General features: G+C 39.2%; 13 protein-coding genes. 5 read left to right on the top strand and 8 right to left on the bottom strand.

Annotation, left to right across the window (positions count from 1 at the left end; genetic code table 11):
• Positions 1–326: 326 nt before the first annotated feature.
• Positions 327–569 (bottom strand): hypothetical protein, encoded by a 243-nt coding sequence (locus WB217_RS13740; RefSeq protein WP_423993780.1) that lies wholly within the window; start codon positions 567–569, stop codon positions 327–329.
• A 76-nt stretch (positions 570–645) separates the two neighbouring features.
• Positions 646–1,869, bottom strand: coding sequence for an EAL-associated domain-containing protein (locus tag WB217_RS13735; protein WP_423993779.1), 1,224 nt, complete (start codon positions 1,867–1,869; stop codon positions 646–648).
• Between the two features lie 259 nt (positions 1,870–2,128).
• On the opposite strand from WB217_RS13735, the gene WB217_RS13730 reads away from it, so the two are divergent.
• The gene (locus tag WB217_RS13730) at positions 2,129–2,932 is read left to right on the top strand and encodes a C39 family peptidase (protein WP_423993778.1); all 804 of its coding nucleotides are present in this window, start codon (positions 2,129–2,131) and stop codon (positions 2,930–2,932) included.
• Between the two features lie 96 nt (positions 2,933–3,028).
• Here WB217_RS13730 and WB217_RS13725 read toward each other — a convergent pair whose 3' ends face one another.
• Entirely contained in the window at positions 3,029–3,256 is a 228-nt protein-coding gene (locus WB217_RS13725; protein ID WP_423993777.1) for a hypothetical protein, read from the bottom strand.
• Between the two features lie 208 nt (positions 3,257–3,464).
• On the opposite strand from WB217_RS13725, the gene WB217_RS13720 reads away from it, so the two are divergent.
• Positions 3,465–4,346: a metallophosphoesterase gene (locus WB217_RS13720; RefSeq protein WP_423993776.1), complete on the top strand. Its 882-nt coding sequence runs from the start codon at positions 3,465–3,467 to the stop codon at positions 4,344–4,346.
• 12 nt (positions 4,347–4,358) lie between these two features.
• Here the strand turns inward: WB217_RS13720 and WB217_RS13715 are convergent, their stop codons facing one another.
• Positions 4,359–6,464 (bottom strand): EAL domain-containing protein, encoded by a 2,106-nt coding sequence (locus WB217_RS13715; protein WP_423993775.1) that lies wholly within the window; start codon positions 6,462–6,464, stop codon positions 4,359–4,361.
• 221 nt (positions 6,465–6,685) lie between these two features.
• On the opposite strand from WB217_RS13715, the gene WB217_RS13710 reads away from it, so the two are divergent.
• On the top strand, positions 6,686–7,183 hold the full coding sequence (locus WB217_RS13710; protein WP_423993773.1) for a L,D-transpeptidase family protein: 498 nt from the start codon (positions 6,686–6,688) through the stop codon (positions 7,181–7,183).
• 125 nt (positions 7,184–7,308) lie between these two features.
• Positions 7,309–7,779 (top strand): YkyB family protein, encoded by a 471-nt coding sequence (locus tag WB217_RS13705; RefSeq protein ID WP_423993771.1) that lies wholly within the window; start codon positions 7,309–7,311, stop codon positions 7,777–7,779.
• Positions 7,780–7,851: 72 nt separating this feature from the next.
• Here the strand turns inward: WB217_RS13705 and WB217_RS13700 are convergent, their stop codons facing one another.
• On the bottom strand, positions 7,852–8,754 hold the full coding sequence (locus tag WB217_RS13700) for a chemotaxis protein (protein ID WP_423993770.1): 903 nt from the start codon (positions 8,752–8,754) through the stop codon (positions 7,852–7,854).
• Between the two features lie 205 nt (positions 8,755–8,959).
• The gene (locus WB217_RS13695; protein WP_423993768.1) at positions 8,960–9,430 is read right to left on the bottom strand and encodes a DinB family protein; all 471 of its coding nucleotides are present in this window, start codon (positions 9,428–9,430) and stop codon (positions 8,960–8,962) included.
• Between the two features lie 132 nt (positions 9,431–9,562).
• On the opposite strand from WB217_RS13695, the gene WB217_RS13690 reads away from it, so the two are divergent.
• Positions 9,563–10,708 (top strand): aminotransferase A, encoded by a 1,146-nt coding sequence (locus WB217_RS13690; protein WP_423993767.1) that lies wholly within the window; start codon positions 9,563–9,565, stop codon positions 10,706–10,708.
• A 216-nt stretch (positions 10,709–10,924) separates the two neighbouring features.
• On the opposite strand, the gene WB217_RS13685 is transcribed toward WB217_RS13690, so the two are convergent.
• A complete protein-coding gene (locus WB217_RS13685) occupies positions 10,925–11,101 on the bottom strand; it encodes a hypothetical protein (RefSeq protein ID WP_167831916.1) in 177 nt (58 codons plus the stop codon).
• A gap of 73 nt (positions 11,102–11,174) precedes the next feature.
• On the bottom strand, positions 11,175–11,718 hold a 544-nt coding region (locus WB217_RS13680), incomplete at its 5' end, for an NAD(P)-dependent oxidoreductase (RefSeq protein WP_423993766.1).

The following is an 11,718-nucleotide window of genomic DNA, read 5'->3' as shown; positions in this document are numbered from 1 at the left end:
GTGTTTACAGGAACTACCCATAATAGTAGTGATAAAAATAACAATAATAGCCATGATCGCTTGTCCATTTTCCCTTCCCCTTTCTTCAGGACTGTAAATATCATTTTACCAACATTTACCCTAGAGGATGATGTAATTCATTCGCAAAATAACAGCATCTTATGACATAAAATATGCTTCGTAGTTTCAATTTACCCTTAAAAAAATCGAACTAACGCAAAAGTCAAAAAAATTGTAATTAAAACGGATTTTTCGTCAATGCATCATTATTCCAGTTCCAACTTTTTCACTTTAATATTTGAATAAAAAAAACCCCCATAAGGAGGTTAATATCTTGCTGTTGTTACCGCGAAGTAAACAACGAACAGCAGTGCTATGGAAAGGACTATGATATATGTCAGGAATACCGGATTGCGAATATAGGCGTGTTCCTGGACGGCTCCTGGAATCTGTGAGTCCAGATTAGCATCTGTTCTTTTCTGTGCCTTGCCAAATGACCAGGTATAGAAAAGACCCGCAACAAGCACCCCGGCCCCCGCCAATAGCAACATTGTTGTAAAAAAGCTCATGTTAATCCCCCTTTGAGAAGGCTGTATATATATATAAAATGTGCTATTTCTCCATTGCTATTCGTCTCTTCTCTTGTCAAAATAACCCTTCTTTTTGAGACAGGTATGCTGAGCTTAAATCGACGAACAAAAATTCCGTTTCGTTTAATGGCAATGAAAACGTCCGAATTACCTCACCAGTTTCAATATCGCTGTACCGATCAGATAAAATCCCCTTTTTCCCGGTCCTCATCCGGATAATGTTTTCAAGGAAGTAGGGCCGCCAGCTCCAATTTTTATCCAGATATTCTGGCTGAAGCAACCATTTTTCCCCGGCTTTATATAAATTTGGAGACTTTTGAAAACCATCTTCATCACAAATGTACATTCTAAAAGCCTTCCCATCCAAGCTTTTACCAAGTGACATCAACAACTCACTGCTATTGTGGATTTTTTTATTACGGTTAATTAAATCCTGAAATTTTGAATTCAATGAACTTCTTAAGTCAAAGAAAGATTGCAGCCTTTTCTTTTCGGATAAAATAAAGCCATGAATTTCTTTTTTCAATTTCTCCTTCAAAATAGTCCGGCTGACTAACGCTTCATACGGTTTTTGAAGATAAAATCCCTGATAAAACCTGCCGCCGTTTTTCCAGGCAAATTGCAATTGATACGTCGTTTCAATATTTTCAAACAACAAAGTAGCACCAATTTTCCGGGCAAGAATCGATAAAGAATGAAGGACATCAAGGTAACCTGAGCCTGCTGAATTCGAACGCAATGAGGACATATCAATCTTAAGGATTTCAGGTTCAAGATCTGCGATCCGGTCAAGATGGTTGCTTTCGTTCCCAACCTTATCAATGGCAATTTTGATTCCATAAGATTTGTAATAACTTAATAAATGCTCAATATGGCTATGGCTATTTTCCTTTCCATATTTCCGATCAGATATTTCAAGGACGATTTGGTCAGGATGGATGCCTTTTTCTTTAAAACTAAGAATAAGCTGTAAAAATTGTTCTCCGTCATCAAGCATCAATAACTCGGCATCGCGGTTTACAAACCACATAACATCATCTTTCTCTGATAGCGAAGCGATTTCAAGCGCCTTTGTCAAAACCGTATTATCGACTTCAATTCGATACTCTTCAGGAATATTTTCATCTAGAAAAAAAGGACCCAAACTAACTGTTTCTTTCTCGCTTTTATATCTCCCTAAAATCTCATAGCCAACAATCCGATGCTCTTCCGCATTAAAAATAGGCTGAAAATAAGGAATGACATTGTTAAGGTCTGTCAAAATATCAAGCGCGTCCATAAATCAACTCCTCCCCCATCAGATAAGCACTCCAGTGATCGATTCGTTAATAAAATTAAAGCCAAAAATCATTCTAGTTTATGTAAAGCAAAAATTCATATTATTATCGAGGCATCGGTTAATTGGTTCCATTAATGTGATATGAATGATTTTACCATATTATGAGTAATCCATCAGTTACACTGTTTCCATTTTCCTCATGTTATAAAAGCACTCGATAAACTAAAACTAACATTAGAGCTTATGGAAGGATGATGACATGAAAGCATGGCATTTCATTGGCATTCTTCTTCCATTGCTTGGATGCAGCCACGGCTCGCCCGCCGAAAATGATGTGCAGACGCTAAATACTGAAGCGCCGAATGTTATTACAGACAGTCCAAAGCCAATTCAAAAGCTGGAAACCCAAAAAACATTAAAAGAAATAAACGTTAAGCAAGAAACGAAACATCAGCCACAAATTAAAGATAAAACGTTGATGAACGTTCCCTTAATTAACCAAAACCCTGAATTAAAGTATGGATGTGAAGTAACCAGCCTTGCGATGATGCTTAAATATGCTGGCGAAGACACAAATAAGATGAAATTATTCAGGGAACTAAAGAAAGATCCTGATCCGTTAAAAAAATCCTCAAGAGGAGATATTTTAAGCTGGGGCAATCCTGCTGAAGGTTTTGTAGGAGACATGACTGGAAGGAATGCAGGCTATGCTGTTTTTGAAAAACCAATGGTGGACTTAATCAATCGTTATCTTCCAGGCCGAGCGGTAAATTTGACCGGCAAAAATTTTGACGAAGTTCTCACACATGTTTCTGAGGGCTATCCAGTAGTAATCTGGACTACAGGTGATTATAGGATGCCAGATCGATGGGATTCATGGACACATGGCAATGAGGTCATAAAAACCCCGCTCGACTTGCATGCAGTCGTCCTGGTAGGGTATGAGGGAAATACTGTCTATTTAAACGACCCTTTATCTGGCAGGAAACAGGTCCCTGTAAATAAACAACGTTTTATTGGCACCTGGAAAGCCATGCAATCCAGAGCCGTTAGCTATAAATGATTAACATGATAAGGCTGGATAATCTTCCGGCCTTGTCTTTTTACTTAATCCTAATACAAAACTCTAATGAGAAATTTACTCTTAGTATTATACATTTCAATCATTTTTCTTGCCCTTTTTCACAAGCGATTCATGCAGCTTTGAAATCGAACGCACGATTGTCCTTTTTTTATTGAACCCTTTTGCCGATACTGATAGTCCATTAAATTCTGCCACCGCATTTCCCCATGTACCTAAATTGGAAAAACCGTAAATAAATACTTTAATATACCCATTTTTAGCTGGTATAAAAATCATCTCAATTCGCAAATCATAATCCTTCATAACACCATCACCTCTGATAAAATAAAGCTTCTATTGTTTTTTTCTTGGAAACTGACTTGCTTTATTTCCTTTCTCTTCCCTTCTCAGAGAAAATAAAAACCCTAGTATACCAGTCTTCGAGGTGATATTACCTAAAATGGTACTTCTATTTTCCAGTTTTGTTTGCTAGTATAATAGAGAAAATTTGGAGATAGGTTGGTAAAAATGAATGTCTGAAAAAGTGACTCGGAGGACGTTTATAAAGAGGACATTTGGTAGTTTCCTTGCTGTAGCCGCTTCTGGCACAGGGAGCTACTTCTATGCGCGTGAAGTGGAACCACGTATGCTTGATATAACAAGACACAAGATTAAAAATGTTCATTTGCCCGCTGGGTTTGACGGAGTCAAAATCATTCAATTCAGCGACACACATATTGGTTTCCAGTATACGATGGAACAACTTGAGAAATTAATCACAAAAATAAATAACATTAAACCGGACATCATTATTTTCACTGGAGATTTACTCGATGATCCCCGCCATTTCACAGAAATTAATACGATCATCTCCATACTAAGCAAGCTGAATGCGCCGCTCGGGAAGTTTGCTGTTTATGGGAACCATGATCATGGAGGTTATGGGTCGGATTTATATAAGCAAATCATGGAACAGTCTGGATTCAACCTTTTGTTAAATACATCTGCAGCTGTTAAGCTGCTTGATGGAAGTACACTCATGATTGCCGGGATTGACGATGCCATGCTTGGCAAACCTGATCTCGCCGCCGCGATGGGAGAAATTCCTCAAAATTCTTTCACCATCCTCTTATCTCATGCGCCAGATAAAGCAGATGAAGCCCAACGGTATCCCATTCAATTGCAGCTTAGCGGCCACAGCCATGGGGGGCAAATCCAAATCCCGTTTTACGGTCCATTGGTGACGCCGCCTTTCGCTGAAAAATACATTGAAGGCTTCTATACTATTGGAGATGAAAATGCATTGACGCTGTATGTGAATCGCGGGCTTGGAACGACCAGACTTCCATTCCGATTCTTGTCTCAGCCCGAACTGGCACTATTCACCCTATATCATGAAAAAACAAGCAGCTAATTAGCTGCTTGCTTATTGTTTTAAGATAAATTTTTCTTCTGCTTCTTGGACTCTTAACGGCTTAGCAAAATAAAATCCTTGCGCCTTTTCACAATCGGCGGCTATAAGGAAATCTACCTGGCTTTGTTCTTCGACACCCTCTGCCACGACTTCCATTCCCAGGCTTTTGCCTAAATGGATGATTGTCGTAATGATTGCAGCATCTTTATCATTATATTTGATGTCTCTGACAAAGCTTTGATCTATTTTTAGAACATCAATTGGAAACTGCTTTAAATAGCTTAAAGACGAATATCCTGTCCCAAAGTCATCTACTGAAATGGTAATCCCCAAATCTTTTAATTTCTTCAAGATAGGAATCGTTTCCTTCGTATCCTGCATTGCCCCTTCAGTAATTTCTATTTCTAGCAGGGATGGCTGTATCCGATATTGATCAATTGCATTCTTGATGATTCTAACAAGATCAAGCTGCAAAAATTGCTTTGGAGAGATATTGACAGCAATCCTGATAGGCTTGCCTGCCTTTTCATTCCACTCTTTAATTTGCCTGCACGCCCTATCAATGACCCAATTGCCTATCGGGATGATCAAACCGGTATCCTCGGCAAGCGGGATGAATTCAGCCGGAGAAATGAACCCCAACTCCTTGCTATTCCAGCGCAGCAATGCCTCAAAACTTTTTATTTCTTTCGTAAACAAGTTAATTTGCGGCTGAAAATATAATTCCAATTCCTCGCGTTCAATCGCCTTGCGCAAATGGGCTTCCAGAGCAATGACATTGATGCCTGTAGATTGCATGTCTGCACGATAATATTGATAATGTGCCTTCCCTTTTTCTTTCACACTATATAGGGCTTCATCTGCATTTTTTATTAAAGTTTCTGAATCTCTACCGTCATTTGGAAATATGCTGATGCCGATGCTTGGTGTAATATAGTATTCTTGTGAATTAAAATAAAAGGATTCCATGAACCGGGACAATACTTTTTGGGCAAATTCCCCGGCTGCCTGTCTGTCTGTATTCTCCAGGACAATCATAAATTCATCCCCGCCCTGGCGGTATACGGTGCAGTATTCTTTTTGAATTTCAACTAATCTATCAGCCACTTGCTTCAATATTTGGTCACCGACAATATGTCCAAGCGTATCATTCAAATACTTAAACCGATCTATATCGATAAAGAGAAGAGCAAATTCATCTTTTGTTCTTCTTTTCCTGTTCACCAAATCATCAAGCTGATCAAGGAGTGCACGTCTATTGCGCAAGCCAGTCAGCTGATCATGGAATGCCATGTATTTAATTAGTTCCGTACTTTTTGCCTGATCCGAAAGGTCACGGAGAATGACATACATTCCCTTTATTTCCGAATCGATAACGATTGGAATTGTTTTAAGATGAATCGTTAAATGCTGTCCCTTTCGATGAATGAATCGGCAATCAATTGATTCCATAGCGTTTCCTAGCTTGGTCTCTTCTATAATGCTGCTAAAGATTTGTACATCAGTTTCACATATCAAACTAAAAATCCTTTTGGATTTCAACTGTTTAACAGTATAGCCTGTAAGGATTTGTGCAGCTGGGTTTACGTCGAGGATTTTCCCTTTCAGGTCTATTGATAAAACAGCATCCAAGTTATGATCGATCAGTGAACGATACCTTTGTTCACTTTCTATCATTCTTTGCTTTTCCATAAAGTTTTCGGTAAAATCACGGGTCACAGCAACGACAAATTCAATATCGCTGTTTTCACCGTAAATTGGAGTAAGCAAGGTTTCACCCAGGACCTGCCGATCATGGTCAAGACTTACTTCATCGTAAAAAACAACAGCTTTCCCTGTCTCTACTGCCTTCTGATAATGCTTTTTCATTGGGTATGCTCGATGGAATGGCAATACTTCTTCCATTCTCTTACCTATGTCCTCTGGATCGATCCCAGCATGATACATACCGTTTTCATTGGCAAATATGTAACGGAAATGCTCTCCTTCTTCAACCCTCATAATAAAAACAAGATCTTTTACATGCTTAAAAATGATGTCTGAAATCATTGTTTCAATTTTTTTTGAAGTAGGATTAGTCCTTTTATATGTTAATCGTGCTTGCTTAGTCTGATTCATTTAACCATCCTCATTCCAGAAGTACAAAAGTACCTGCTCCATGTTTCTGAAATAGTGTTATATTCCTATTTTAACTTTAAAAATGAGGAAAAACGACAATAATTTTTAAATATTAAAAATTATTCGCCAAAAAAAGACATTCTAACACAATATACAGAATTAGTGAGTTATGAAACTCCAGCATAGACCCGGCATAAGCTGAGTTTAGAGGAGGAGATTCCATGCAACACATAGTGAAACCAGGCGAAACACTTGCCGTCATTGCCTCAAATTACCGGCGCAGCCTTAGGCAAGTTCTTTCAGCAAACCCCTCAATTACAAATCCAGCACTAATATACCCTGGACAACGAATCATCATTCCTGGGCTGCCTGATCCATATTCGGTTCCGTACTCTATAACTGTTTCATTAATGAATAAAAGACTGACATTATACAGATCTGGCCAAGTGATAAAAACATATCCTGTGGGAATTGGGAAAATGCTGACACAAACACCCGTTGGCGAATTTGTGATTGTTAATAGAGAACCAAATCCCGGAGGACCTTATGGAGTCATGTGGCTCTCGCTATCCAAATTGGGTTATGGGATTCACGGGACAAACAATCCCTCATCAATCGGCAAGGAAGTCTCCAAAGGATGCATCAGAATGCAAAACAGAGATGTCTTAGAGCTAGCCAGGCAGGTTCCAAATGGAACGAGAGTAACGATAATCAGATAAGCTGCTCTCCGTGCTACATGTGAATTGTATATATGGATAGGCTTTCATTTCTCAATTAAACAAATAAAGGGTATAATAAAATTATCTTGAAAAGAGAGCCTAAATGAAAGAAAGGAGCCTATCCATTGAATAATGAAAGAAACAAAATTCCCCAACTCCGTCCAACGATTGAGAACCTCTCACAAGCAATCTTCACTGTGAATCGTCATGCCAAAACTGCGCCAAACCCAAAATATTTATATCAGCTAAAACATGATGCAATTAAAAAGATGCTTAAGGAGGGGAAGGCTAAAAAAACGGGCCTTCATTTTTCCAACAACCCCAGGAACAGCCAGCAGCAATCAGATGTACTCGTCGTTTGCGGTGATTACACCTTTCATATTCCGCCAAGCAAACTTGATTTCGAACAGCTTCCCCATTTAGGAAAGCTTGATCAATCAGTAAGAAATCCAAAAGCCTTCATTTCATTAAACAACGCAAAAAAATTACTGGCGACATATACGGGATTAAAGGAAACCCAGGAACCTGTAGGCACAGGCAAAACGAGACAGTATGCAAAACCTGTTTTCAAGAAACTTGGAGAACGCTATCCATAAAGAAAGCTGAACGAGTCAGCTTTCTTTTTTTTGCTTCAAACGCATTGGAGGATTATTTGTGAAAATTGGATTTTACAAAACTAGCTCATCTATTTTTAGGACAAGATCACCAATGTCAGGTTTGCTTATTTGAGCATCGGCACCAACTACAGTTCCTTTATGCTTCAGTTCATTTGTGATTAAAGAAGAAAAGATTATGACAGGCAGTATTGATAGAACTGAATGCTCTTTGATTCTTTTGGTAAGGTGATGTCCATCCATCTGAGGCATTTCAATATCTGTGATCACCAGCTGCACTGCATCTCTGAAATCGTGGATATTTTCCGCTAAATGTTCAAGATAGGCAATTGCATCCTTTCCGTTTTCAAAAAACTCAAGATAATGGTAGCCTGCTTCAGACAAGGTGTCATGAAGCATTTTACGCAGCATGGCTGAATCTTCCGCAATCACAATCCTTTTATTTGATCTTTCCCTGGGTCCCAATTTCTTGACTTCACTCATTTTAATACCTGAATCAGGATTTATTTCCAGCAGGATTCTTTCAAAGTCCAGGAACAAAATCATTTGCCCTCCCAGTTTTATGACGCCGATTACTTGGCTATCAGCACCCTGGTATATTTCCGACGGTTTTTCAATCTGCCCCCAGGAAATGCGGTGTATCTGTGTTACGCTATGTACATGAAAAACGGTCTTCTGCTGGTTAAATTCTGCAACAATAAACTTATCAAGATGTGATTGGTCAGAACTCGGGAGACCAAGAGCAGCAGCAACATCCACTACTGGCAGCACTTCGCCACGCAACTCCATTATTCCCTCCACAAATGGGTGGGCATGAGGAATAGCAACAACTGGAACAGGATTGAGGATTTCTTTTACTTTCATCACATTTATGGCAAACTTATTTTCACCGATACTGAACTCTACAATTTCAAGCTCATTCGTACCGGCCTCTAATAAAATACTGCTATCGTTCATTTCATTCGTCCTTCCGATTTTGAAGTGAAACTATTTTGAAATACGTTTCATTATTCTTATTATCGGCTGTGAATTCAGAACTGTTTAGATTGAAAGTATTCCTGGCTGCAAACATAAAAAATGGCTTTTTAATATAAAACTTAAACAGCATGTTGGTTCCAAATAAAAAAGCAAACCGATAATCGGTTTGCCATCAGATTTTACGTTATTTTACGAGTGTTCTGCCGAGCGCCTCGTCTACTTGCTTTTGGTGGTGAAGATCATGTTGGATGAAATCCGTAACATATTCCTCAACCGTTAATGTATGCGTGGATATTTTGAAGGAAACAGCAAGCTTCTCACTGTTTGTTAGCTCTAGCAGTTCATGATAGCCTCTTCGTGTGTCAAGCAGCTCATCTAGGATTTGCTCTTTTGAAGTCATCTCAGCATACTCTCGGGCGCGGTCATTTACACTTTGGAAATCCGGATATGACGGTAGTTCAGCTCCTTCTTTAAAGAAAGGAAAGCGTTCTGCAAGCGAATATTTATCCCATAGCAATAGGTGTGCTACAACCGCAGCTACGGACCACTTTCCTTCGCTAAGAGGTTTGTGCCATTCGCCATCTTGTAATTCCCTTAATGAATCTGCCCATTGGTCAAAATCTCTATAATGCTGTTTCATTTGTTCTACATTCACTTTTCTGTCCCCTTCCTTGCTATTCATATTAAATAATATTCTCCAAAGTGGCTAAATAACCTTTTTATCATTTTTACACCTTTTCGCTTTAACATGATAAACTAGTGATATTCTATCGGAGGGATGATATTCGTGGAGCATTTAATAAACAAAAGGGTTAAAGAGATAGAAATTTCAGGCATCAGGAAGTTTTTCAACTTGGTTGCAGATGTTAAAGATATGGTGCAGTTAACCATTGGCCAGCCGGACTTTCCGACACCGGATCATGTAAAAGAAGCTGGTAAAAAAGCCATTGATAATAATTTCACTACATACACACATAACGCTGGTTTCCTTCAGCTAAGGCAAGCAGCGGCTAATTTTTACCAACAAAAGTATAGCGTTGATTATTCAGCCGAACACGAAACGATTATTACCGCAGGTGCCAGCGAGGCCATTGATATAACTTTCAGGACAATTCTTGAGGAAGGCTGCGAAGTGATCCTTCCTGCACCGGTTTACGTTGGATACGAGCCTATCATCAAGCTGTGCGGTGCGATTCCCGTGTATGCAGATATTAGGAAAAATCAATTCCGCATGACTGCTGAATTGATTGAAAGCCTGATTACCGAAAAAACGAGATGTATTGTTCTTCCATACCCTTCAAATCCGACTGGTGTAAGCCTAAACGAGACAGAACTTAAAGAGATTGCGCAGCTCGTTATTGATAAAGATATCTTCATTCTTGCTGATGAAATATATAGTGAGCTTGTTTATGAACAAAAGCATGTTTCAATCGCCCAATTTATCAAGGATAAAACGATTGTGATCAACGGGTTATCAAAGTCACACTCCATGACAGGCTGGAGAATTGGAATGCTTTTCGCTCCTGAATATTTAGCGAAGCATATTTTAAAAGTACATCAATACAATGTAACCTGCGCTACCTCCATTTCGCAAATGGCTGCATTGGAAGCTTTGACGAATGGGATCGATGACGCTGAGCCTATGAAGAAGGAGTATGCTTTAAGGCGGGATTATGTATACAACCGCCTGACTTCGATGAACCTTGATGTAATAAAGCCTGAAGGAGCTTTTTACTTTTTTGTAAAAATCCCTCGTGAAAACATATCTTCCTTTGATTTTTGCATGGAGCTTGTGGAAAAGTTTAAGCTTGCTGTTGTTCCCGGAAGTGCATTTTCTGAGCTTGGAGAGGGATATTTCCGATTATCGTACGCCTATTCAATGGATACGTTAAAAGAAGGATTAGACCGTCTTGAAAATTATTTGAACAGGTAAAATCATGTGGTTGCCAATAACTTTATTGTTGACCGAAATATTGAGATACGAACGAAATGAGTCACCAATAGCCATTTGATGACCGGAATCTTGAGAACCTTACAATCTGGGTCACCAATTACCTTAATTGGTAACCGGAATTCGGTGAAACTAACGGAATAAGTCTCAATAGCCTTAAATAGAAAAGCCGTTCCCCATCGGAACGGCTTTTTCCTTTTACCCTTTGTATTTTCCGTTGTTTTTCGGAGCTTTTTCTTTTTTTGCTTTATCCTTATGGATTTTGTTTGTTGCAGCACTTCCAATTTCATGCGAAAATTCCGAATCGATTACTGCAGAATCAAAACCCTTTTTATTTTTTTGCTGCGGATCATTCTTCTTTGTTCTTTTTGCCATAGCAATCCCCTCCTTTTGTTTTAGTATTTTACCTAAAGGGGAAGCTATGACTTGAAAATATTTAATGGATTTCTTATTGTTTCCAATACTTATACAGGGCCTGTGTACCGCTGTTTTCTTCACCTTTTTCTGCCAGCTGTTCATAGAGTGACAAAGCAAGTGATAAACCAGGTACATCCATATCCATCCGTTTTGCTTCGTCGAGGGCGATTTTCATATCCTTGATAAAATGCTTGATATAAAACCCAGGTTCAAAGTTTTCATCGATCATTCGAGGTGCCAGATTTGAAAGTGACCAGCTTCCAGCTGCCCCCGTAGAAATACTTTTTAATACAGTTTCGGGATCGAGGCCTGCTTTTTCAGCATAAATGATCGCTTCACAAACCCCGATCATATTTGAGGCAATGGCGATTTGATTGCACATTTTTGTATGCTGCCCTGCCCCTGCTTCCCCCTGGTGTACAATGTTCGTGCCAAGAATATTCAACAGCGGTTCAATTTCCAAAAATGCTTCACTGTCCCCTCCAACCATGATGGCGAGCTTGGCTTCCCGAGCACCAACATCTCCACCCGAAACAGGCGCATCGAGGGCATGAATCTCTTTCTCCTTGGCCTGC

It is taken from the genome of Mesobacillus sp. (assembly GCF_049588175.1).
Lineage (GTDB): Bacteria > Bacillota > Bacilli > Bacillales > Cytobacillaceae > Mesobacillus.
This window is presented reverse-complemented; position numbering and strand designations above follow the sequence as displayed.

Bases quoted from the DNA above. Each gene is read 5' to 3' on its own strand.
- WB217_RS13730 (WP_423993778.1), top strand. From the start codon at position 2,129: ATGAAAGCATGGCATTTCATTGGCATTCTTCTTCCATTGCTTGGATGC.
- WB217_RS13700 (WP_423993770.1), bottom strand. From the start codon at position 8,754: ATGAACGATAGCAGTATTTTATTAGAGGCCGGTACGAATGAGCTTGAA.
- WB217_RS13685 (WP_167831916.1), bottom strand. From the start codon at position 11,101: ATGGCAAAAAGAACAAAGAAGAATGATCCGCAGCAAAAAAATAAAAAG.
- WB217_RS13725 (WP_423993777.1), bottom strand. From the start codon at position 3,256: ATGAAGGATTATGATTTGCGAATTGAGATGATTTTTATACCAGCTAAA.
- WB217_RS13715 (WP_423993775.1), bottom strand. From the start codon at position 6,464: ATGAATCAGACTAAGCAAGCACGATTAACATATAAAAGGACTAATCCT.
- WB217_RS13740 (WP_423993780.1), bottom strand. From the start codon at position 569: ATGAGCTTTTTTACAACAATGTTGCTATTGGCGGGGGCCGGGGTGCTT.
- WB217_RS13720 (WP_423993776.1), top strand. From the start codon at position 3,465: ATGTCTGAAAAAGTGACTCGGAGGACGTTTATAAAGAGGACATTTGGT.
- WB217_RS13710 (WP_423993773.1), top strand. From the start codon at position 6,686: ATGCAACACATAGTGAAACCAGGCGAAACACTTGCCGTCATTGCCTCA.
- WB217_RS13735 (WP_423993779.1), bottom strand. From the start codon at position 1,869: ATGGACGCGCTTGATATTTTGACAGACCTTAACAATGTCATTCCTTAT.